At 61.5% G+C, this 21,338-nt stretch carries 21 protein-coding genes; 12 read left to right on the forward strand and 9 right to left on the reverse strand.

From position 1 onward, the window contains the following. Positions 1 to 159: 159 nt before the first annotated feature. Together ACEN84_RS15455 and radA are read right to left on the reverse strand one after the other, a co-directional pair. Complete coding sequence (locus tag ACEN84_RS15455; protein ID WP_112719544.1) at positions 160 to 789, reverse strand: CvpA family protein; 630 nt, start codon at positions 787 to 789, stop codon at positions 160 to 162. A 94-nt stretch (positions 790 to 883) separates the two neighbouring features. Next, the gene (radA, locus tag ACEN84_RS15460; protein WP_112719543.1) at positions 884 to 2,287 is read right to left on the reverse strand and encodes a DNA repair protein RadA; all 1,404 of its coding nucleotides are present in this window, start codon (positions 2,285 to 2,287) and stop codon (positions 884 to 886) included. 246 nt (positions 2,288 to 2,533) lie between these two features. Here radA and ACEN84_RS15465 point away from each other — a divergent pair, with 246 nt between their 5' ends. Beyond that, entirely contained in the window at positions 2,534 to 3,214 is a 681-nt protein-coding gene (locus ACEN84_RS15465) for a PDZ domain-containing protein (RefSeq protein ID WP_413709181.1), read from the forward strand. A 131-nt stretch (positions 3,215 to 3,345) separates the two neighbouring features. Further along, on the forward strand, positions 3,346 to 3,981 hold the full coding sequence (locus tag ACEN84_RS15470; protein WP_413709182.1) for a LysE family translocator: 636 nt from the start codon (positions 3,346 to 3,348) through the stop codon (positions 3,979 to 3,981). 3 nt (positions 3,982 to 3,984) lie between these two features. On the opposite strand, the gene alr is transcribed toward ACEN84_RS15470, so the two are convergent. Then, positions 3,985 to 5,148, reverse strand: a complete 1,164-nt coding sequence (gene alr / locus ACEN84_RS15475) for an alanine racemase (protein ID WP_413709183.1) — start codon at positions 5,146 to 5,148, stop codon at positions 3,985 to 3,987. 429 nt (positions 5,149 to 5,577) lie between these two features. On the opposite strand from alr, the gene ACEN84_RS15480 reads away from it, so the two are divergent. Beyond that, positions 5,578 to 6,024 (forward strand): hypothetical protein, encoded by a 447-nt coding sequence (locus tag ACEN84_RS15480; RefSeq protein ID WP_203429176.1) that lies wholly within the window; start codon positions 5,578 to 5,580, stop codon positions 6,022 to 6,024. Between the two features lie 184 nt (positions 6,025 to 6,208). Here ACEN84_RS15480 and ACEN84_RS15485 read toward each other — a convergent pair whose 3' ends face one another. Then, entirely contained in the window at positions 6,209 to 7,702 is a 1,494-nt protein-coding gene (locus tag ACEN84_RS15485; protein WP_112719675.1) for a replicative DNA helicase, read from the reverse strand. Positions 7,703 to 8,023: 321 nt separating this feature from the next. On the opposite strand from ACEN84_RS15485, the gene ACEN84_RS15490 reads away from it, so the two are divergent. From ACEN84_RS15490 to ACEN84_RS15500, 3 genes are read left to right on the forward strand one after another with little or no spacing between them, the layout of a single operon-like run. Then, on the forward strand, positions 8,024 to 8,467 hold the full coding sequence (locus ACEN84_RS15490; RefSeq protein ID WP_112719538.1) for a MarR family winged helix-turn-helix transcriptional regulator: 444 nt from the start codon (positions 8,024 to 8,026) through the stop codon (positions 8,465 to 8,467). 10 nt (positions 8,468 to 8,477) lie between these two features. Further along, positions 8,478 to 10,148 (forward strand): MFS transporter, encoded by a 1,671-nt coding sequence (locus ACEN84_RS15495; RefSeq protein ID WP_413709184.1) that lies wholly within the window; start codon positions 8,478 to 8,480, stop codon positions 10,146 to 10,148. Positions 10,149 to 10,166: 18 nt separating this feature from the next. After that, the gene (locus ACEN84_RS15500) at positions 10,167 to 11,234 is read left to right on the forward strand and encodes an HlyD family secretion protein (RefSeq protein ID WP_413709185.1); all 1,068 of its coding nucleotides are present in this window, start codon (positions 10,167 to 10,169) and stop codon (positions 11,232 to 11,234) included. A gap of 63 nt (positions 11,235 to 11,297) precedes the next feature. Here ACEN84_RS15500 and rplI read toward each other — a convergent pair whose 3' ends face one another. The 5 genes from rplI to ACEN84_RS15525 all read right to left on the reverse strand — a co-directional run bounded on the left by rplI (position 11,298) and on the right by ACEN84_RS15525 (position 15,289). Beyond that, positions 11,298 to 11,876, reverse strand: a complete 579-nt coding sequence (gene rplI, locus ACEN84_RS15505; RefSeq protein WP_112719535.1) for a 50S ribosomal protein L9 — start codon at positions 11,874 to 11,876, stop codon at positions 11,298 to 11,300. Between the two features lie 15 nt (positions 11,877 to 11,891). Then, a complete protein-coding gene (locus ACEN84_RS15510; protein WP_112719534.1) occupies positions 11,892 to 12,875 on the reverse strand; it encodes a DUF2232 domain-containing protein in 984 nt (327 codons plus the stop codon). 156 nt (positions 12,876 to 13,031) lie between these two features. Beyond that, positions 13,032 to 13,280 carry a 30S ribosomal protein S18 gene (rpsR, locus tag ACEN84_RS15515; protein ID WP_004680498.1) on the reverse strand — a complete coding sequence of 83 codons (249 nt, stop codon included), beginning with the start codon at positions 13,278 to 13,280 and terminating at the stop codon, positions 13,032 to 13,034. Positions 13,281 to 13,292: 12 nt separating this feature from the next. Then, the gene (gene rpsF, locus ACEN84_RS15520; protein WP_112719533.1) at positions 13,293 to 13,751 is read right to left on the reverse strand and encodes a 30S ribosomal protein S6; all 459 of its coding nucleotides are present in this window, start codon (positions 13,749 to 13,751) and stop codon (positions 13,293 to 13,295) included. Between the two features lie 494 nt (positions 13,752 to 14,245). Then, positions 14,246 to 15,289 (reverse strand): aldo/keto reductase, encoded by a 1,044-nt coding sequence (locus ACEN84_RS15525; RefSeq protein WP_112719532.1) that lies wholly within the window; start codon positions 15,287 to 15,289, stop codon positions 14,246 to 14,248. A 204-nt stretch (positions 15,290 to 15,493) separates the two neighbouring features. Between ACEN84_RS15525 and fabD the strand changes: the two genes are divergently transcribed. From fabD to ACEN84_RS15555, 6 genes are all read left to right on the forward strand, one after another. Continuing rightward, positions 15,494 to 16,438: an ACP S-malonyltransferase gene (fabD, locus tag ACEN84_RS15530; RefSeq protein WP_413709186.1), complete on the forward strand. Its 945-nt coding sequence runs from the start codon at positions 15,494 to 15,496 to the stop codon at positions 16,436 to 16,438. 30 nt (positions 16,439 to 16,468) lie between these two features. Further along, positions 16,469 to 17,206: a 3-oxoacyl-[acyl-carrier-protein] reductase gene (fabG, locus tag ACEN84_RS15535; RefSeq protein ID WP_112719529.1), complete on the forward strand. Its 738-nt coding sequence runs from the start codon at positions 16,469 to 16,471 to the stop codon at positions 17,204 to 17,206. Between the two features lie 287 nt (positions 17,207 to 17,493). Then, positions 17,494 to 17,730 (forward strand): acyl carrier protein, encoded by a 237-nt coding sequence (locus ACEN84_RS15540; RefSeq protein WP_003502080.1) that lies wholly within the window; start codon positions 17,494 to 17,496, stop codon positions 17,728 to 17,730. A 92-nt stretch (positions 17,731 to 17,822) separates the two neighbouring features. Next, positions 17,823 to 19,085, forward strand: coding sequence for a beta-ketoacyl-ACP synthase II (fabF, locus tag ACEN84_RS15545; RefSeq protein ID WP_112719528.1), 1,263 nt, complete (start codon positions 17,823 to 17,825; stop codon positions 19,083 to 19,085). A gap of 129 nt (positions 19,086 to 19,214) precedes the next feature. After that, positions 19,215 to 20,435: an endolytic transglycosylase MltG gene (gene mltG, locus ACEN84_RS15550; protein ID WP_112719527.1), complete on the forward strand. Its 1,221-nt coding sequence runs from the start codon at positions 19,215 to 19,217 to the stop codon at positions 20,433 to 20,435. A gap of 14 nt (positions 20,436 to 20,449) precedes the next feature. Continuing rightward, positions 20,450 to 21,337, forward strand: a complete 888-nt coding sequence (locus tag ACEN84_RS15555) for a YicC/YloC family endoribonuclease (protein WP_112719526.1) — start codon at positions 20,450 to 20,452, stop codon at positions 21,335 to 21,337. Position 21,338 lies beyond the last annotated feature (1 nt).

Below are 21,338 nucleotides of genomic sequence, written 5' to 3' on the forward strand. Positions count from 1 at the left end.
TGCTCTCACAAGAATGGATCGGCTTTCCATAGCATGACGCCGTCATCATGCGTTTTAAACGGCTGAGGCCCGGCAGAGCGGATGCCCGGCCGGACCTTTACTGTACGTCCCGCTCAAATGGCAATTGCCATCGTGCAGGTCAAGCTGTTGAACACTGTGTCAATTCGACTGCGGTTGCGCGCCGCCTGCAGGGGCGGCCGGTGCTGCATCGTCTGCCGGCGCCTGGTCTGCTGCCGGCGCATTGGCATTGCCCGTATTCTCGCCCTGCGGCTGAATTTTGTCCATCACGCTGGTGCGTATCATTTGGGCGAACTCTTCCGGCAGGACCGACTGCAGTTTCACGACCATCGAGTCGAGGAACGGCTTGGATTTGGCGTTGTTGACCCATGCCGGACGGTGATCGGCATCGACCAGCCAGTTCCAGAATGCGACGGCCACGACCAGCAGAAGGATGCCGCGTGCGGCGCCGAACAGGAAGCCGAGCGTGCGGTCGAGCGCGCCGATGCGGCTGTCGATGATGAAATCGGCGATCTTCATGGTGATGAAGGAGATGACGATCAGCGCGATCAGGAAGACGACGGCGGCCGAGCCGACGATCGCGATGCGGTCGTCGTCGGTGTACTTCTTCGCGTAGGGCACCAGGTAGTGGTAGAGGTAGTAGGCTGCGGCAGCCGAGCCGCCCCAGCTTGCGATCGACAGGACCTCACGGGAAAAGCCGCGGACCATCGCCAATACGGCGGAGAAGAGCACGACGCCGATGACAATACCGTCGAAAATCGTAATGGGCATATAAATTCAACTCCAGGGCTGCTGCGTTTCCGCAAGCGGGCCGCGCCTCATTCGTGTGCATCCTATATCACTACCGTTTACGGCAATGAAAGGATCAACCGTCGTCTTCCACACGTCGTAGCGCACCCTTCGATCCGGCGATGCGCGCCACCAGGTCCGGCAGGCTCTCTATCTCGTTCCAGCGTCCCCCGGTGCCCTTCGGCAGATCGGCGGTCGCTGTTGGAAGCAGCGCTGCAGAAAATCCCAGCTTCTCGGCTTCTTTGAGGCGCTGGGCGGTGTGCGCAACCGGTCGGACGGCCCCCGACAGGCTGACTTCGCCGAAATAGACGCAATCGGCCGGGAGAGCAATACCGGCAAGCGAGGAAACAAGGGCCGAAGCGACGGCCAGATCGGCTGCCGGCTCGGAGATCCGGTAGCCGCCGGCGATGTTGAGATAGACGTCGTGCTGGCCGAGCTTCACGCCGCAATGGGCCTCGAGCACGGCAAGGATCATCGAAAGCCGCGCCGAGTCCCAGCCGACGATGGCGCGCCGCGGCGTACCGAGCGAGGTCGGCGCCACCAGCGCCTGCACTTCGACGAGGATCGGCCGCGTGCCCTCCATGCCCGCAAACACCGCAGCCCCCGGGGATTTCTCGTTGCGCTCGCCGAGGAACAGCTCGGAAGGGTTGGCGACTTCGCGCAGCCCCTTGTCGGACATTTCGAACACGCCGATCTCGTCGGTTGGTCCGAAGCGGTTCTTGACGGTGCGCAGGATGCGATAGTGGTGGCCGCGGTCGCCTTCGAAATAGAGCACGGCATCGACCATGTGCTCGACGACGCGCGGACCGGCGATCTGGCCGTCCTTGGTGACGTGGCCGACGAGCACCATGGCAGCACCCGTCTGCTTGGCAAAACGGATCATCGCCTGCACGCCGGTCCTGACCTGGGTGACGGTACCCGGCGCCGATTCCGCCAGATCGCTCCACAGCGTCTGGATGGAATCGATGATGACGAGATCGGGGCGTTTTCCCTCGGCAAGCGTCGCGAGGATGTCCTCGACATTGGTTTCGGCAGCCAGCATCACGTCGGTATCGGCCGCACTCAGCCGCTGCGCGCGCAGGCGAACCTGAGCAACGGCCTCTTCACCCGAGACATAGATGATCTTGTGGCCGCGGCGCGAGAGCGCGGCGGCGGCCTGCATCAAGAGCGTCGACTTGCCGATGCCGGGATCGCCGCCGACGAGCACGGCGGAACCGCGCACGAAGCCGCCGCCGAGCGCCCGGTCGAGCTCGGAAATGCCGGTATGGATGCGCGGCGCTTCCTCGATCTCGCCCGAGAGCGCGGTCAGGGCAACGGGACGTCCCTTCTTCGGCGTCTTGGCCGGTCCGCCGCCGATGCCGCCCATCGGATCTTCCTCGACGATGGTGTTCCACTCGCCGCAGCCTTCGCACTTCCCGGCCCAGCGGTTATGAACCGTGCCGCAGTTCTGGCAGGTGAATTGAGTTCTGGCCTTCGCCATCAGGTTGGACTTTCGATGCTGGAGTTGGCGGCATCATCCGGTCGCGGATGATTCGCTCTTTCATCCATATGTCGGTCCGTTCGGGCGCCGACGCAACAGGGGATAGGCACACGGCGCAAGCAGCACACGCGCATGCGACTTTAGTTTCATGATCTGCTGATTTATTGGCAAATTCTTAATGAGAGAGGGCCATTTATGACACGCGGAGACGGCATAGGCCGGCTCGCATCTACGGTGGAGATTGACTTGAGAAATGCCTACCTTGCTGTTCGCGCGCTGGTCATTGCCGCGAACATCGCTTCGCCGCTCGCAATATATCCCGCAGCCGCTGCAACGCCCCCTGCAGACGGAATGCCGGCACCTTCCATTTCCAAGGCTCTGGATGCGCTTCTGCTGCCGGTCAACAAGGCCGTCGCCAGGAAGTTCAAGCTCGCCAAGGGAGAGCATGGTGTGCTGGTTCTTTCCGTCAAGCCGGGTGGTGTTGCCGACAAGCAAGGGATCAAGCCGGGCGACGTTCTCTCCGAGGTTCATGGCCATGAGGTTCATAAACCTGTCGACGTCGATGTCGCGGTCCGACGCGACCTGAAGGCCGGTCATTCGGATATCGCGCTTTCCCTTCAGCGGGACGGTACGCCGGTGGCTGTTGCCGCCGTCATCACGATGGAATCCTACAGCGAAGCCGTCTCGGTGACCGAGGTGGCGACGTGGGAAAGCGACACGTCGGATGCCTCGTTCTCCTACTCGGAATATGTCTCCGAGGAAACGGAGACCATCGAGTCGTCCTACGAGAGCGAAGAGACCACCGTCGAGGAAGCGATGACGCAGGAGGAATCGGCGACCGACGAAGAGACCAGCGCCGATGAAGCCGAGGACAGCGACGATAGCGCTGATGACGGCGACGGAGACGGCGGCTCCGACGAAGATTAACCGAATTGGGGTGGCCGCTCGTCATAGCGGCCGCCCGTCCATTGCGCCTGGGCGCATCAATCAAAACTAGTGATTTTCCTATCATCAGCCGCAGTGGCAGGCTGCGTTGTATATTCATAGGAACATTGCCCATGCTCGATTATTCGCTTGCCCACTGGATCACCTTCCTGACCGCCGCCGTGCTTCTGAACCTGTCGCCGGGTCCGGATATGGCGTTCATTCTCGGCCATACGATCAAGAGCGGCACGCGGGCCGGGTTTTCGGCGGTCTTCGGCGTCTGGACCGGCGCCTGCCTGCATGTACTCTTCGCAGCCTTCGGCCTGTCGGCAGTGCTGGCCGCCTCTGCCTTCGCTTTCTCGGCGGTGAAGTGGGCGGGTGCCGCCTATCTGGTCTGGCTCGGCATCCAGGCTCTGCGGTCGGGCGGCGAGGGCGGTTTCATCAAGGCTGCGGCGGAGACGATGAGCTGGCGCCGGATCTACCGGCAGGGCGTGCTCGTCTCGCTGCTCAATCCGAAGGTGGCGATCTTCTTCCTCGCCTTCCTGCCGCAATTCGTCGTCGAGGGTGCAGGCGCGGTCTGGCTGCAGCTTGCCGTGCACGGCCTGCTGATCGTCGTGGTCGCCGTCTTCATCGAACCGCCGTTGATCCTGGCGGGCGGCAAGCTCGCCGAACTCGTCAAGGGCAACCGCAAGATCGGTCTGTGGCTCGATCGCGGTCTCGGCGCGCTGCTCGTTGCGCTCGGCGTTCGCCTGGCGCTGACGACGCGCTGAGACCTATTCCTCGTCGACCACGTATTTCCGCTCGTGGCGCAGCCCGATGCTCGTCAGCATCTCGTAGCCGATCGTGCCGGCGGCGCGTGCCGCGTCGTCGACAAGAATGTTCTTGCCGAAGAGCTCGATGTAATCGCCGGCGCGGATCAGGTTCTCGGGCAGGTCGGTGACGTCGAAGATCGTCAGGTCCATGGTGATGCGGCCGGCGACCGGCACATGATATCCCTCGAAGAAGCCCTGACCGCCCTGCGGCAGCGCATTGCGCAGCGGCACCCCGCCGCTCGACTGGCTGCGCATGTAGCCATCGGCATAACCGGCCGCAACGATCGCCAGGCGGCTGTCGCGCGTCAGCTTCAGTGCCCGCCCGTAGCTGACGGATTCGCCGGCGCGCACCGTCTTGACCTGGATCACCCGGGCTTCGGCGGTGGCGACAGGGCGCATCGGGTTCTTCATGCCGTGGACGGCCTCGGCGCCATAGATGGCGATGCCCGGACGCGTCAGGTCGAAATGATAATTTTCGCCGAGAAACACACCGGCGGAGGCCGCAAGGCTTGATTCGATACCTTCATAGGCGGCGGTAACCCTGCGGAATGATTCAAGCTGCTGCTTGTTCATCGGCGACAGCTGGTCGTCGCCGCAGGCAAGATGGCTCATCACGAGTACAGGCGCAAAGCTTGCCGGGCGCGAGACGTCATCGGCGAGTGCGAGTGCCTCGTCGATGTGAAGACCGAGCCGGTTGAAGCCGGTATCGACATGCAGCGCACAGGGGTAGTCGCCATAGTCCGAAAGCACCGCCATCCAGAAGGCGAGCTGCTCCTCGGACGAGATGACGGGCACCAGATCGTTCTCGAAGAAACGCCGCTCGGTTCCGGGCCAGATACCCGACAGCACGAAGATCCGCGCATCGGGCGCATAGAGCCGCAGCGTCACGCCCTCATCGACGGTCGCGACGAAGAAGTCGCGCGCCCCCGCCAGATACAGCGCCTCGCCGGAATCCTCGATCCCCATGCCATAGGCATCCGCCTTGACGACGGCAGACGCCCGCGCCTTTCCAGAACGCCGCGCCATGTCCTGCCAGTTCTGGGCGAGGGCGGAGAGATCCACCGTCAGCCGCAGTCCCGCGGATTCAAAATGATCGTCTTCGAAGGCGTCGGAAATATCGGTCATCGCACACATCAAAAATAAAGGCCGGAGAGGAGTCTCCGGCCAGTCTAAAGCTCATGACCTGCGAGGGGAAGCCCGTCGCTGCATTGCAGCAATGCCATTCTTGTCAGGCAACACAAGATCCCATTCGATGAGCGGCACGGTGTCCTCGTGTATTCTCTGCATTTCTCAAAAAATCATGGCTCAGTTTGTTGACTGTCGTGAGTTGGTAGGACTCTTCCCGCTCATCGAAGTGGCGTTCACATCGCGGCTACAGCGGATACCCTGGCTTCCGGAGAGTTGCGGGCATGATTGTGACGGCGGCGAACATTGCTGTCATCAGAGAATGCTTCTCAGTAGGAGGAAGTTTACTACGCCAGCAAAGACCGATTGCATGGGCGGCCGGAAAGCCTTTAGTTGTGTTTGCTCCAGAGTTAATCCTCGAGTTGCGAAATGATCGCCAACAAGATCAGAAATGTCATCAGTGGCAGCCTGGCAGGCTACGGAATCGCGTCTTTTATCTGCTTGCTATTCTTGCAATCACGATGGGTCGATCTCGCCCCGCGATCTCCCGACCTCGCTTTGAACTTGTATTTAAAACACAACGAACACGGTTCGACCGTCTTTTTCTCGCCGTTCCAAGCCACAAGTTGCGCACTTATGTTTGCGACTTCTATTCCGTTGTTCTTTTTGAGTGGCGTGGTCGCGCCGAAGAAAAATACCAAGTTTGAGGCAAATTATATCGCGGCCAGAGCAATATGGGAGGAAGACGACCCCTCGCACATCCGCAAGCCGGCATTCATTTTTGGCGCAACTGGAGCGCCGTTTATAATCTATTTCGCGGGCAGCTGGTTAGTTCACTGGCTAAACGCCAACGGCATAGTCTTCGATCTTGGATAGTCTGCGCGGGACTACAAGCTGTCGGCGAAAACCTTGCAGCGCTGGCCGTGGCCGTGTGGGTAGATTAGGGGGATCGGAGAGGTGACGGTCGTGCGAGGCGACTACGCTACGGCGTCGATAAGAAAGCCTCATGTTGGCGATGATGCCAACAAGAGGGCTCGGTGTCAAACTGCAGCAATGCTGCTCAGTGTTCTTCGTACTGCGTGAACGATGGCTCGGCGAGGTCGGCGAAGCGGGTGAACTCCGACTGGAAGGCGAGCTTGACGGTGCCGGTCGGTCCGTGACGCTGCTTGGCGATGATGACGTCGGCCGTGCCCTTGACCTTTTCGAACAGCGCTTCCCATTCCGCATATTTCGGATCGGCGGGATCGCGCGGCTCGAGGTTCTTGACGTAATATTCCTCGCGGAACACGAAGAGCACGACGTCGGCGTCCTGCTCGATCGAGCCCGATTCACGAAGGTCGGAGAGCTGCGGGCGCTTGTCGTCGCGGCTTTCGACCTGACGCGACAGCTGCGAAAGGGCGATGATGGGAACGTTAAGTTCCTTGCCGAGCGCCTTCAGGCCGGTGGTGATCTGGGTGATTTCCTGAACGCGGTTGTCGCCCTTGCCGGCGCCGGTCATCAGCTGGATATAGTCCACCACCAGGCAGTCGAGCCCGCGCTGGCGCTTCAGGCGGCGGGCGCGCGCCGAAAGCTGGGCGATCGAGATACCACCGGTCTGGTCGATATAGAGCGGCACCTTCTGCATCATCATCGAGCAGGCGACCAGCTTTTCGAAATCGGCATCGTTGATGTCGCCGCGGCGGATCTTCGAGGAAGAGACTTCCGTCTGCTCGGAGATGATACGCGTGGCGAGCTGTTCGGACGACATTTCGAGCGAGTAGAAGCCGACGACGCCGCCCTGCTTCGCCTTGAAGCTTCCATCCGCCTGCACTTCGCCTTCATAGGCGGCAGCGATGTTATAGGCGATGTTGGTGGCGAGCGAGGTCTTGCCCATACCCGGACGTCCGGCGAGCACGATCAAGTCGGAGCGCTGCAGACCGCCCATCTTGCCGTCGAGCGAATGGATGCCGGTGGAGATACCGGAGAGACCGCCATCGCGCTCCTTGGCGACGGCAGCCATGTCGATCGCTAGCGCCACGGCATCGTTGAACGACTGGAAACCGCCGTCGTAGCGGCCGTTTTCGGCGAGTTCGAACAGCCGGCGTTCGGTGTCTTCGATCTGCGCCTGCGGCGGCATGTCGAGCGGCGCGTCATAGGCGATGTTGACGACGTCCTCGCCGATGGTGATCAGCGCGCGGCGCAGCGCCAGATCGTAGATCGCGCGGCCATAGTCCTCAGCATTGATGATGGTGACGGCCTCGCGGGCGAGACGGGCGAGATATTCCGACACCGTCATGTCGCCGACCTTCTCGTCGGCCTTCAGGAAGGTCTTGATCGTCACCGGATTGGCGATCTTGCCCATGCGGATGATATCGCCGGCGACCTCGAAGATCTTCCGGTGCAGCGGCTCATAGAGATGGATCGGCTTGAGGAAGTCCGACACCCGGTAATAGGCGTCGTTGTTCATCAGGATAGCACCCAGAAGCGCCTGCTCCGCTTCGATATTGTTGGGTGCTTCGCGGTAATGCTGCTCGGCAGGAGCAACGGCGGCAATCTTTCGCGCGGCGTCGTTCATCGTCATCCGTTCTGTCGTTTCTATCCCGGATTTGAAGACTGCCACCTGCAAATGCAAGTGCATGGCGGCAACAGCGCCTGCCGGTCTTCAAAATCCACTGCGCTTTGCACGTTGTTCGACTTGTCCACAGCGCTTCAAAGCCTGTGGACAAAAAATGCTATCGTGTCACCTTGGGGACACGGGCCCGGCTGCGACTCAGCCTGCATTTTTACTGATGGCTATTTTACCCGTAAGCCATCCGAGTTAGCACTTGAAAAAATGCCAAATCTGCTTTAGATAGTAATAATATAATTAGCACACTAACGAATTGGACTGGAATCTATGGCGAATAAGCTGCTCGGCCGCGAATTGATCGAAGACATTGCTGCCTTCACCCGCAAGCTGAGAGCGACTTTCGATGCCAGGGTCAGGGAGCGCAACATGACGCTGCCGCGCGCCCGGGTTTTCTTCAATCTCAACAAGAAGGACGGCATCAACCAGCGCGAGCTCGCAGACCGCCTCGAGCTCGAAACCCCGACGCTCGTGCGCATCCTCGATGCGATGGAGGGGCAGGGCTATGTCGAGCGCCGTGTCGCCGGCTCCGACCGCCGCGCCAAGGAGATCTACATGACCGACGCGGGCAGGGTGGTCGCGGCCGAAGTCGAGGGTCTTGCGGAGGAAGTGCGCGGACAGATCATCGCCGGTATTCCCGAAAGCGATCTCAGGACTACCTTGAATGTTATCCGCGCGATGCAGGCGAACCTGGCGGCTGTTCGCGGACAATGAGGACGCGTGAATGAGCCTCGCCGAGACAGCAAACGACAATGCTGTAGTCGCCCGCAAGGGCGAGGAAGAGGCCGTCACGCCGCCGCCCGCAGCGCCGCCCTTGCCGGTGCCGCTGGCGCGCTGGAAGGTGCCACTCTACATGGCCTCCTCGGTGCTGTTCTTCCTGACCCAGGGGTTGGGAATGAACCTGATCACCGCCAATATCTACCAGCTGCAGGGCTCGTTTTCGGCAACCACGATCGAGGTGTCCTGGCTGTCTGCCGCCTATATGGCGCCCTATGCCAGCCTTGCCATCGCGCTCTTCAAGATCCGCACGCAATATGGCCTGCGCCGCTTTGCCGAGTTTAGCATCATCTGCTTCCTCTTCGCCTCGATGATGAACCTGCTGATCACCGATCTGCATTCGGCAATCGTCGTGCGCGCCTTGAGCGGCATGGCCGCCGCCCCGCTCTCGACGCTCGGCTTCCTCTACATGCTGGAAGCCTTCCCGCCGGAGAAGAAGCTCTCGGTGGGCCTCAGCCTGGCGCTGATGAACACGCTGTTTGCCGCGCCCATCGCCCGCATCATCTCGCCGTCGCTGCTGGATCTCGGCGGCTACAGCGCGCTCTACACTTTCGAGATGGGGCTGGCGCTGATTGCCCTGCCGGTCATCTACCTGCTGCCGCTCACGGCGCCGCCGCGCGCCAAGGTCATCCAGCGGCTCGATATCCTGAGCTACCTGCTGCTCGCCATCAGCTTCGGCTGCCTGGCCGTCGTCCTGACGCTCGGGCGGCTCTACTGGTGGTTCGAAGTATCCTGGCTCGGCATCGTGCTTGCCGTCTCGATCGGCGCGCTGACGCTGATGTTCCTGATCGAGCTGCCGCGCGCCAATCCGATGCTCGACCTGCGCTTCGTGTTTTCAGGGGCGAACATGCGCATGGCCGGTCTCCTGCTGTTGTTCCGCTTCGTCTCCTCGGAGCAATCGACGACGGCTGCGAATTTCTACCAGCAGCTCGGCCTGCTCAACGACCAGACGATCCATCTCTATGCAATCATCCTGCTCTCGTCGCTCGCGGGCGGGCTGTTCTGCGCCTATCTGATGATGACCCGCTATGTGGAGACCGCGCATGTGCTGGCGCTGATCCTCATCGCGGCGGGCGCCTATATCGACAGCCAGTCCACCAGCCTGACGCGGCCGCCGGAAATGTATCTGAGCCAGGCGATGGTCGCGGCGGGTGCGGCGATGTTCCTGCCGCCGGTCATGTCCAAGGGCTTTGCGGCCGTCCTCGCCAAGGGTATGCCCTATATCGTCAATTTCCTGGTGATCTTCCTGTTCACCCAGTCGATCGGCTCGCTCTTTGCCTCGTCGGTGCTCGGCACTTTCGTCGTCATCCGCGAGAAGTTTCATTCCAACGTTCTCGTCGAGCATATCCTGCTGACGGATCCGATCGTTGCCCAGCGCGTCTCGCAGCTTTCGGCCGCCTACGGAAAGGTCATCACCGACAAGACGCTGCTGAATGCCGAGGGCCTCTCGCTGCTCAGCCAGCAAGTGACGCGGGAAGCCTATGTGCTCGCCTATAACGACGCCTTCTACGTCATCTTCCTGTCCTGCCTGGCAGGTCTCGTCGTCCTTCTTCTCCATCTCGCATGGAAGCGCCGGCCCTGGCAGAACGGGCCGGAGGCCGCCCTTGCGCAATCCTGAGCCAGAGGCCCCGCTCGCATGTTCAAATCCCTCCGCTCGCCCACCTCTCTGATCGTGCTGATCGCCGGTGCCGCCGGCATCCTGCTGGTGCTCTATGCCTGGCGCCTGCCACCCTTCGTGACCTCGGTGGAAACGACGGACAATGCCTATGTCCGCGGCTACGTCACGCTGATGAGCCCGCAGGTCAGCGGCTATGTCGTCGACGTCCCGGTCAAGGACTACGAGCATGTGAAGCAGGGGCAGGTTCTCGCCAAGATCGACGACCGCATCTATGCGCAGAAGCTGGCGCAGTCGCGCGCCGCGCTCGATGGTCAGAAGGCCTCGCTCGCCAATTCGCACCAGCAGGAGCTCTCGGCACAAGCCAACATCGCCTCCAGCCAGGCGCAGATCGATAGCGCCACCGCGGCGCTGAAGCGTGCCCAGCTTGCCTGGGATCGCGTCGATAATCTGAGCAACCGCGGCATCGCTTCGGCCAGTGAATCCGAAGCCGCCCAGGCGACGCTCGAGCAGGCGAAGGCGGCGCTCAATCAGGCGCAGGCCGCCCTCGAAGTCTCGAAGCAAAGCCTGGCGACGATCATCGTCAATCGTGCCTCTCTGGAAGCCAATGTCGCCGGTGCTGAGGCGGCGGTCCAGCTCGCCGAAATCGACCTGCAGAACACCTCGGTCGTGGCACCCCGCGACGGCCATCTCGGAGAGATCGGCGTGCGGATCGGTCAATACGTCACATTGGGCACGCAGATGATGGCGGTGGTTCCCGAGGACGTCTGGGTGATCGCCAATTTCAAGGAAACCCAGCTCGATGGGATGCAGGTCGGCCAGCCGGTTTCTGTCTCGGTCGATGCGCTCGGCCATCACCGGCTGACTGGCCGCGTCGAACGCTTCTCGCCGGCCGCCGGCTCGGAATTCGCCGTCATCAAGCCCGATAACGCCACCGGCAATTTCACCAAGGTCGCCCAGCGCCTCGGCGTGCGCATCAGCATCGATCCCGGCCAGGATCTGGCCAAGGACCTGTCGCCCGGCCTCTCGGTCGTGGTGCGGATCGACAAGAGCGCAGCACCTCTGAAGAACGTTGCCGAGAACCAGTAGGCCCCTGAAACGAAAAAGCCCGGCACGAGGCCGGGCTTTCCGTATGCGGTATCGGAGAGAAGCTTATGCTTCGTCTTCGTCGAGGCCGTCAGCTTCCGGATCGAAGAAGTCTTCCGGACGCAGAGCGTCTTCGTCAACGCCGTAGATCGCGTCAACCGAGGTCAGGGTCTCGCCCTTGGCCTGGCGCTCAGCTTCTTCAGCCGAACGGGCAACGTTGAGCTCAACGTGGATTTCGACTTCAGAGTGCAGCTGGATTTCAACCTTGTGCAGGCCGATTGCCTTGATCGGCGTGTTCAGGTGAACCTGGTTGCGGCCGATGTTGAAGCCTTCTGCGCCGAGGATGTCGACGACGTCGCGAGCAGCGACCGAGCCGTACATCTGGCCGGTTTCGCCAGCCGAACGGACGACGATGAAGGACTTGCCGTCGAGAACGTCGGCAACCTTCTGGGCTTCCGACTTGCGCTCGAGGTTACGGGCTTCGAGCGTTGCACGCTCGGCTTCGAAGCGCTTCTTGTTGGCTTCGTTGGCGCGCAGAGCCTTGCCGAGCGGCAGGAGGTAGTTACGAGCAAAGCCGTCGCGAACCTTTACGGTTTCGCCCATCTGGCCGAGCTTGGAGATACGTTCGAGGAGAATGACGTCCATGTTAGAGTTCCTTTCTTAGATGTTCGAATCTGTTTGTTTGGGGGCATCCGCATCCTTGTTGGGGGTCAGTGCGATCGCTTTGCGCGTATCGGACAGGCCGACGACCAGGATGAAAAAGGCTGGCAGCATCAGGATGAGCGATGCCAGGTAGAGCAGGATCAGCGCCGGCAGGCGCCAGTCCTTGCCGCGCGTGCGGAAATGCAGCGAGGCGAAGCCGGAAAGCAGGAAGCCGGCGCCGAACGTGCCGACGACGGTTGCTCCGATCATCGCCGGAACGCCGCCGAAGAAGGTGGCGGCCAGACCGGCGAGGAAGACGAAAATCGAATTGCGGTTCATCCGAAGCGCGGACGGAATGTCTTCGCGCGGACGCAACGCCCGGCCCGAAGCGTTCACGATGCGGGTCGCGATGTAATAGGCAGCAAACAGGAGCACCACCCACATGGCGCCCTGGATGGCAGGCAGCATCAGCAGCAGCAGCGACTTGGTCTGCGCCGTCGCCGCCGGATCGAGGCTCACTTCCGGCTGCTGCTGGGCAAAGGACGTGAACAGCGCATCGACCATCTGGCTGACGAGATCCGGGCCGTAGCCGATCATGAAGCCGGTGACGATGACGGCGAGCGTCACGAGTGCGCAGAGATGCAGCAGGATATCGGACAGCGGATACCAGGCCATCAGATGATCCGGGCCGCCGAGCTCGGAAGCGGGGCGCGCCAGATTGGCGAGATGGCTGAGCCAGCCGGCCGGCAGCAGCGTCACCAGCGTCATCATCAGCGCGAAGGTCGGCGAGATGGCGATGGCGCCGAGCACGGCGGCAGTCACGACGGCGGAGATGGCCGCAGCATTGCCCCAGCCGAGGCCGACGAGAAGAATGGGAAGCGCGGAAGCCGCGTAAAGGACGGCGCTGAACGACAATTGAACGCTCGCGCCGAGCACCAGCAGTGCGGCGGTAATGCCGGCAAGGGCGCCGGTCAAAAGCGTTTTAAAGTCCAGTTTGTTCACGGTCGCTGTCCTGCTTCATCAAGCAGTTAGAGGGCGTTTTCTGAATCAGTTTCAGAAAGGCCTCAACATGGGTTTTAAGAGTTCCGATCCGCGCCCATCGCGAAAGGGAGAAGGGAAGGCATTGCTGCCTTCCCTCGATTTGGTCTCGTCAGCCGATTAGGCGACGACGTACGGCAGCAGGCCGAGGAAGCGGGCGCGCTTGATCGCCTGAGCGAGTTCGCGCTGCTTCTTCTGGGAAACAGCCGTGATACGGGAAGGAACGATCTTGCCGCGCTCGGAAATGTAGCGCTGCAGGAGACGAACGTCCTTGTAGTCGATGCGCGGAGCGTTTGCACCAGAGAAGGGGCAAGTCTTGCGACGGCGATGGAACGGGCGGCGGACCGGTGCGGAGGAAGCTTCAGACATTATCAGATCTCCTTAAGCGCGGTCTTCGCGGGGAGCGCGGTCCGGACGCGGGCCACGCTGGAAGTCGCCGTCACGGCGCGGCGGACGGTCACCGAACTCGCGGCGCGGGCCACGGTCGCCACCTTCGCGCGGGCCGCGGTCGTCGCGGTCGCGCTTCTGCATCATGGCAGACGGGCCTTCTTCGTGCTTTTCAACAGCGATCGTCATGTAGCGCAGGACGTCTTCGCTGATGCGCATCTGACGTTCCATTTCCTGGATCGCAGCTGCCGGTGCATCGATGTCCACGAGGACGTAATGTGCCTTGCGGTTCTTCTTGATGCGGTACGTGAGGGACTTGAGGCCCCAGTTTTCGACGCGCCCGACCTTACCGCCGTTAGCTTCGATCACACCCTTGTACTGTTCTACGAGGGCGTCGACCTGCTGAGCGGAAATATCCTGCCGGGCAAGGAATACATGTTCATAAAGAGCCATGACAGCTTTGCCTTTCTTGCGTTTGGTCAACCCGGTATTCGGCGGCTAAGCCTCAACGACTGCTCCTGATTGGGCGGACCCAGGCAAGAAAAGCGTTTCCGAGACGGTCGAGAGCGGAGACACGGGAGGCTGGAACGCTTCCGTTCCGAACGATTCCCCTAAAGGAAACCGGCCCTCCGTTCAGCCACCAGCCAGAAGACCGGGTTTCGAACAGGGGCGCTTATACGGATTTTTCGACAGAAGGCAAGGGCTGATGGACCGGCCGTGTTATATCTATCCGAAGCGCATCTTTAGAGGGGAGGCACGCTTGGAAGAACCGGAGCATTCCGAACACGGTAGCACTAGGCCGGATGGTCGGCCTCAACGCGAGCCTGCCGGGCAATTTTATAAGCGCCTCGCAAAATCTAGTGAGGCCGACATCGACCTTGAGCAGGTTATCGCAGAACACAGAAAGCCTCATAAGGGGATCGATCTGCGATAACCTAGCGTGTGTTTTACAGCGGCATCGGATACTGGCGGTGCACCTTCTCGATCTCGGCAAGCACGTCGCCCGACAGCTTCACATCGACCGAGCTGAGATCGGTCGTCAGCTGTTCCATCGTCGTCGCGCCGATGATCACCGAGGCCATGAAGCGGCGGGTGAGGCAGAAGGCGAGTGCCATGGCCGAGGGGTCGAGGCCGTGGTTGGCGGCAATCTCGAGATAGGCCTTGGTCGGTGCTTCCTGCAGCGGCTGCAGGCGGCCGCCGAGGTCTCCGTTGATCGAGGCGCGCGATCCCTCAGGCTTCACGCCACTCTGATACTTGCCGGAGAGAATGCCGGCGGCGAGCGGCGAATAAGCGAGCAGGCCGACATCTTCGTGATGCGAGAGTTCGGCGAGATCCAGATCGAAGTGACGGTAGAGGAGATTATACTCGTTCTGCACGCTGGCGACGCGCGGCAGGCCCTTCTGCTCGGAGAGCGTCAGGTACTTCTGGATGCCCCAGGTCGTCTCGTTGGAAAGACCAAGCGCGCGCACCTTGCCTTCCTTCACCAGGATATCTGTCGCCTCGAGAATATCGAGGATGTTGGCGACGGCCTTGGCGCGGTCCTGCTTGAAGGGGTCGTAGTGCCAGTTCTGGCGGAAATGGAAATGGCCGCGGTTCGGCCAGTGGATCTGGTAGAGGTCGATATAGTCGGTCTTCAGGCGCTTGAGGCTGGCTTCGACGGCAAGCTTGATGTTCTTCGCGTCTGCGCCTTCGCCGCCGCGGATGTAGGAGCGCCCGTGACCGGCTACCTTGGTCGCCAGCACGATGTCCTTGCGCTTACCGGTCTTTGCGAACCAGCTGCCGATGAACTCTTCGGTGTGGCCATATGTTTCCGAGGAAAGCGGCGTCGTCGGATAGAGTTCGGCGGTGTCGAAGAAGTTCACGCCCTTTTCGACGGCGTAATCCATCTGCGCGTGGGCTTCTGCCTCGCTGTTCTGCGAGCCCCAAGTCATGGTGCCGAGGCAGATTTGCGATACCGATATGTCTGTACGGCCTAATTTGTTGAACTTCATTGGAAAACCTTGAAAGCAAGTGTGCGGCGGAACCCGCGCTGGGGCGGCGCAAATTTAAGTGCGAATTCGGCGAGCGCAAGTGCAAAAAGCCCGGTTTTTCGCACCTGCAAAAGGCTCTGGAGACCGCGAACGGGCTATTGACTCCTCAGGAAAGAACGTCAATTGGAGGCGAAATCGCCCAAATGACATAATAGGGATATAGAAATGACGGTCGCTTTTACATTTCCGGGCCAAGGCAGCCAGGCTGTCGGCATGGGCAAGGAGCTTGCCGAAAACTTTGCTGAAGCCCGCGCGGTATTCGATGAAGTCGACGAGGCGCTCGGCGAAAAGCTGTCCTCCATCATGTTCGAAGGTCCCGAAGAGACGCTGACGCTGACGGCAAACGCCCAGCCGGCGCTGATGGCCGTCTCCATGGCCGTCATTCGCGTCCTGCAGGCCAAGGGCCTCGATCTCAAGTCCAAGGTTTCCTACGTCGCCGGCCATTCGCTCGGCGAATATTCGGCACTCTGCGCCGCCGGCACATTCTCGCTTGCCGATACCGCCCGTCTCCTGCGCATCCGCGGCAATGCCATGCAGGCAGCCGTTCCGGTTGGCGTCGGCGCCATGGCCGCGATCATCGGCCTCGAGCAGGCTGACGTCATCGCCGTCTGCGAAGAGGCATCCGCTCTCGGTTCGGTCCAGATCGCCAATGACAATGGCGGCGGCCAGCTGGTTATCTCCGGCGAGAAGGCAGCCGTCGAAAAGGCTGCAGCGCTCGCGACCGACAAGGGCGCCAAGCGCGCTATCCTGCTGCCGGTCTCCGCGCCCTTCCATTCGAAGCTGATGGCGCCTGCGGCAGACGCGATGCGCGAAGCGCTCGCCGGCGTTGCCAAGTCCAATCCGATCGTTCCCGTCATCGCCAATGTCCGCGCTGCACCGATCAGCGATGCCGACGAGATTGCCAAGCTTCTCGTCGAGCAGGTCACCGGCCAGGTCCGCTGGCGCGAGACGGTCGAATGGTTCGCCGCAAATAACGTCACGACGCTCTACGAGCTCGGCTCCGGCAAGGTGCTGACGGGCCTCGCGCGCCGCATCGACAAGACGGTCAATGGCATTGCAGTCAATACGGCCGCCGATATCGACGCAGCCGTCGCCGCCCTCATGGCCTGATCGGCCCCACCAGACATAAGGAACGCATCCATGCTCGATCTTACCGGCCGCAAGGCTCTCGTCACAGGCGCATCCGGCGGCATTGGCGAGGAAATCGCCCGCATCCTCCACAAGCAGGGCGCCATCGTCGGCCTGCACGGCACGCGCGTCGAAAAGCTCGAAGCGCTGGCCGCCGATCTCGGCGACCGCGTCAAGATCTTCCCGGCGAACCTGTCGAACCGTGACGAAGTCAAGGCGCTCGGCGCCAAGGCCGAAGAAGAGCTCGGCGGCGTCGATATTCTCGTCAACAATGCCGGCATCACCAAGGATGGCCTCTTCGTTCGCATGAGCGACGAGGACTGGGACGCCGTCATCGAAGTCAACCTGACCTCGATGTTCCTGCTGACCCGCGAGCTGACCCATCCGATGATGCGTCGCCGCTTCGGCCGCATCATCAACATCACGTCGATCGTCGGCGTTACCGGCAATCCGGGCCAGGCAAACTACTGTGCCTCCAAGGCCGGCATGATCGGCTTCACCAAGTCGCTGGCGCAGGAGATCGCCACCCGCAACGTCACCGTCAACTGCGTCGCCCCCGGCTTCATCGAGTCTGCCATGACCGGCAAGCTGAACGATAAGCAGAAGGACGCGATCATGGGCGCGATCCCGATGAAGCGCATGGGCACGGGCGCCGAAGTTGCCTCTGCTGTTGCCTATCTCGCTTCCAACGAAGCAGCCTACATGACGGGCCAGACGCTGCACGTAAACGGCGGCATGGCCATGATCTGAAACAGGAAACCGGCCCCGTCACCGTTTTTCACGTCAATAGCGTGTTGACCAATCTGGCGGGGTTGATTTTCTGGCTTTGCGGCAGACATAAACCGTGTTAAGCGGGCCAATGACTGTGAACAGTCGTCCCGAGAAACAAGGCGAACCGGCAGGCTTTGAGCCAGCCTGGTACACCTGGAAGCCGGGCCAACGAGTTTGCTGAAGGCGTCGAGAGGGCGCCGTAGGCTGAAACAGGGTAGGGGTGCCAGAAGGCACTCTGATCAGGACATAAGGTCGAGGAAACCGACATGAGCGATATCGCAGAACGCGTAAAGAAAATTGTTATTGATCATCTTGGCGTCGATGCCGACAAGGTTGTCGAAGGCGCAAGCTTTATCGACGATCTGGGCGCAGACTCGCTCGACACCGTCGAACTGGTCATGGCGTTCGAAGAAGAATTCGGCGTTGAAATTCCTGACGACGCAGCTGACTCGATCCTGACCGTCGGCGACGCAGTCAAGTTCATCGAAAAGGCCCAGGCTTAATCCTGAGCGATTTTCAAAGGGCGGGCCACGAGTCCGCCCTTTTCATTTGGGGCTAAGCCCAATTTCAAGAAGACTATAGGCGGGGACACTCGATGAGACGGGTCGTTATCACCGGTACCGGTATGGTATCACCCTTGGGATGCGGAACTGAAATCACCTGGAAGCGTCTGCTCGAAGGCAAGAACGGTGCCCGCCTCGTAACCGAGTTCGAAGTCGAAGATCTTCCCGCCAAGATCGCCTGCCGCATTCCCGTCGGTGACGGCACTGAAGGCACCTTTAATCCCGATGACTGGATGGAGCCGAAGGAACAGCGCAAGGTCGATCCCTTCATCATCTACGGCATGGCTGCCGCCGACATGGCGCTGAAGGATGCAAACTGGCATCCGCAGACCGACGAGGACCAGATCGCCACCGGCGTGCTGATCGGTTCCGGCATCGGCGGCATCGAGGGCATCGTCGAGGCGGGCTATACGCTGCGCGACAAGGGCCCGCGCCGCATCTCGCCGTTCTTCATTCCCGGCCGCCTGATCAACCTGGTCTCCGGCCAGGTATCGATCCGTCACAAGCTTCGCGGCCCGAACCACTCCGTCGTTACCGCCTGCTCGACCGGCGCGCACGCCATCGGCGATGCTGCCCGTCTGATCGCACTCGGCGATGCCGATGTCATGGTTGCCGGCGGTACCGAATCCCCGGTCAGCCGCATTTCGCTCGCGGGCTTTGCCGCCTGCAAGGCGCTGTCGACCCAGCACAACGACGACCCGACCAAGGCTTCGCGTCCCTACGACAAGGACCGTGACGGCTTCGTCATGGGCGAGGGCGCCGGCATCGTCGTTCTCGAAGAGCTGGAACATGCGCTGGCGCGCGGCGCCAAGATCTATGCCGAAGTCGTCGGCTATGGTCTGTCGGGCGACGCCTATCACATCACCGCACCGTCGGAAGACGGCGAAGGCGCACAGCGCTGCATGGCGATGGCGCTGAAGCGCGCCGGCCTGACGCCTGCCGATATCGACTACATCAACGCCCACGGCACCTCGACCATGGCCGACACGATCGAGCTCGGCGCCGTCGAGCGCCTCGTCGGCAATGCCGCTTCTAAGATCTCGATGTCGTCCACCAAGTCGGCAACGGGTCACCTTCTCGGTGCCGCAGGCGCTATCGAAGCGATCTTCACGACGCTGGCGATCCGCGACAACGTCGCCCCGCCGACGCTCAACCTCGACAACCCCGAGCGCGAAACGGCCATCGATCTCGTTCCGCACAAGGCTCGTCAGCGGGAAATCAATGTGGCACTGTCGAATTCCTTCGGATTCGGCGGTACCAACGCATCGCTGGTTCTGCGCCGCTACGCCGCCTAACAGGCGGGCGCCACGGCGCATTTTGGCAGAGCACGAAGGCAGGGCCGGCACCTCGTGGCGGCGGCCCACCTGTTTTTTGCCGTATTGCTTCTTAAAAAGCAGACGGGGCCAAATATAGAGGAATGCCGGGTGAGCGACACGAACCAGAGCAACGAAACGCCGGGTCAGGGCGAGCAGCAGGCACAGAACGGCCGGATCATTCCGAAATCGCCGACTGAAGCGCTGCGCCCGGAACGCGTTCCGGAGCCGCCGAAGCGCTCCAAGAAGGCGCGCAGCCAGGTCGTGATTTTCCTCAATTTCGTGATGACGCTGGTGGTGCTCGGCTGCGCCGCGGCGGTCTTTGCCTTCTACTATGCGATCTCAAGCTATCAGGATCCGGGCCCGCTCGAGACGAACACCAACTTCATCGTTCGCAGCGGCGCCGGTCTCTCCGAGATTTCGAGCAATCTCGAGCGCAACAACATCATCTCCGACGCCCGCATCTTCCGCTATCTGACGGCCACCCATCTGAACGAAGGCGAAAGCCTGAAGGCCGGTGAATACGAGATCAAGGCCAAGGCTTCCATGAACGACATCATGGAACTGCTGAAGTCGGGCAAGTCGATCCTCTATTCTATTTCCTTCCCTGAGGGCCTGACGGTCCGCCAGATGTTCAATCGCATGAACGAGGATCAGGTTCTGGAAGGCGAGCTGCCGACCGTGCTTCCTGCTGAAGGCAGCCTGCGGCCGGATACCTACAAGTTCTCGCGCGGTACCAAGCGCGGCGAGATCGTTGACCAGATGGCAGCCGCCCAGACCAAGCTCGTCGAGCAGATCTGGGACAAGCGCGATCCGGCGCTTCAGCTGAAGTCGAAGGAAGAGCTGGTGGCGCTCGCCTCGATCGTCGAGAAGGAAACCGGCGTGCCGGATGAGCGCGCCCATGTCGCCTCCGTCTTCCTCAACCGTCTTGGCAAGGGCATGCGCCTGCAGTCGGATCCGACGATCATCTACGGTCTCTTCGGCGGCGACGGGAAGCCCGCCGATCGGCCGATCTACCAGTCGGACCTGAAGAAGGACACGCCCTTCAACACCTATATCATCAAGGGCCTGCCGCCGACGCCGATTGCCAATCCGGGCCGCGACGCGCTGGAAGCCGTGGCCAATCCCTGGAAGACCGAAGACCTCTATTTCGTTGCCGACGGCACCGGCGGTCACGTCTTCGCGGCAACGCTCGACGACCACAATGCCAATGTCAGGCGCTGGCGCAAGCTGGAAGCCGACAAGGGCGCCGACCCGAATATCGCGGTGGACGGCCAGCCCGAAGCACAGGCGGATGCGCCTGCCGCCCAGAAGAAAAAGAAGACCAACTGATTTCGGAGGCTCGCATGGCTTTGCAGTCCATGACCGGTTTTGCACGGCGTGAGGGAACGAGCGGCCGTTGGCGTTGGGCATGGGAACTGCGCTCGGTCAACGGCAAGGGTCTTGACCTGCGCCTGCGCCTGCCGCCCGGCCTGGAGCGGATGGAAGTGGACGTGCGCCGCATGGCGGGCGAAACCTTCAGCCGCGGCAACATGCAGGCGAACCTCTCGGTTTCTGCCGGCGAGAACCGCTTCGAAACAGTTCTCAATCAGGATGCGTTGGCGACCGTTCTTGCCCTGCGCGACCAGCTGGCAGGCATCATCGATCCGGAGCCGCTGAAGCTCGACACGCTGCTGTCGATCCGCGGCCTCGTGGAGTTCCGCGAGAGCGAAGACAGCGAAGACGCACTCGCCGCCCGTGATGCCGATGTCGTCAGCGGCCTCGTCGGCGCGCTTGCCGATCTGAAGCTGATGCGCGAGCAGGAGGGGGCGGCGCTGTCGCGCGTGCTTCTCGACCATGTCTCGACAATCGAAACGCTGACGCAGACCATCGAGCGCGATCCATCGCGCTCGCCGCAGGAGATCGCCGAGCGCCTGAAGACGCAGGTGGCGATGCTGCTCGATGGCACCGCAGCGCTCGATCGCGATCGCCTTCATGCCGAGGCGGCACTGCTTGCCACCAAGGCTGATCTTCGCGAGGAAATCGACCGGCTGAAGGCACATGTCGCCGCTGCCCGCGAATTGCTGGCAAAAGGCGGCCCTGTCGGCCGCAAGCTGGATTTCCTTGCACAGGAATTTAACCGGGAATCGAATACCATCTGTTCGAAATCGAATGCCTCGGCCGTGACTGCCGCCGGCATTGAACTGAAAGTCGTCATCGACCAGTTCCGCGAACAGGTCCAGAATCTGGAGTGAT

This window comes from Rhizobium sp. Rhizsp82 (assembly GCF_047325115.1).
In the GTDB taxonomy this organism is placed as follows: Bacteria; Pseudomonadota; Alphaproteobacteria; order Rhizobiales; family Rhizobiaceae; genus Rhizobium.

Bases quoted from the DNA above. Each gene is read 5' to 3' on its own strand.
- ACEN84_RS15455 (WP_112719544.1), bottom strand. From the start codon at position 789: ATGCCCATTACGATTTTCGACGGTATTGTCATCGGCGTCGTGCTCTTC.
- radA (WP_112719543.1), bottom strand. From the start codon at position 2,287: ATGGCGAAGGCCAGAACTCAATTCACCTGCCAGAACTGCGGCACGGTT.
- ACEN84_RS15470 (WP_413709182.1), top strand. From the start codon at position 3,346: ATGCTCGATTATTCGCTTGCCCACTGGATCACCTTCCTGACCGCCGCC.
- alr (WP_413709183.1), bottom strand. From the start codon at position 5,148: ATGACCGATATTTCCGACGCCTTCGAAGACGATCATTTTGAATCCGCG.
- ACEN84_RS15480 (WP_203429176.1), top strand. From the start codon at position 5,578: ATGATCGCCAACAAGATCAGAAATGTCATCAGTGGCAGCCTGGCAGGC.
- ACEN84_RS15485 (WP_112719675.1), bottom strand. From the start codon at position 7,702: ATGAACGACGCCGCGCGAAAGATTGCCGCCGTTGCTCCTGCCGAGCAG.
- ACEN84_RS15490 (WP_112719538.1), top strand. From the start codon at position 8,024: ATGGCGAATAAGCTGCTCGGCCGCGAATTGATCGAAGACATTGCTGCC.
- ACEN84_RS15495 (WP_413709184.1), top strand. From the start codon at position 8,478: ATGAGCCTCGCCGAGACAGCAAACGACAATGCTGTAGTCGCCCGCAAG.
- ACEN84_RS15500 (WP_413709185.1), top strand. From the start codon at position 10,167: ATGTTCAAATCCCTCCGCTCGCCCACCTCTCTGATCGTGCTGATCGCC.
- rplI (WP_112719535.1), bottom strand. From the start codon at position 11,876: ATGGACGTCATTCTCCTCGAACGTATCTCCAAGCTCGGCCAGATGGGC.
- rpsR (WP_004680498.1), bottom strand. From the start codon at position 13,280: ATGTCTGAAGCTTCCTCCGCACCGGTCCGCCGCCCGTTCCATCGCCGT.
- rpsF (WP_112719533.1), bottom strand. From the start codon at position 13,751: ATGGCTCTTTATGAACATGTATTCCTTGCCCGGCAGGATATTTCCGCT.
- ACEN84_RS15525 (WP_112719532.1), bottom strand. From the start codon at position 15,289: ATGAAGTTCAACAAATTAGGCCGTACAGACATATCGGTATCGCAAATC.
- fabD (WP_413709186.1), top strand. From the start codon at position 15,494: ATGACGGTCGCTTTTACATTTCCGGGCCAAGGCAGCCAGGCTGTCGGC.
- fabG (WP_112719529.1), top strand. From the start codon at position 16,469: ATGCTCGATCTTACCGGCCGCAAGGCTCTCGTCACAGGCGCATCCGGC.
- ACEN84_RS15540 (WP_003502080.1), top strand. From the start codon at position 17,494: ATGAGCGATATCGCAGAACGCGTAAAGAAAATTGTTATTGATCATCTT.
- fabF (WP_112719528.1), top strand. From the start codon at position 17,823: ATGAGACGGGTCGTTATCACCGGTACCGGTATGGTATCACCCTTGGGA.
- ACEN84_RS15555 (WP_112719526.1), top strand. From the start codon at position 20,450: ATGGCTTTGCAGTCCATGACCGGTTTTGCACGGCGTGAGGGAACGAGC.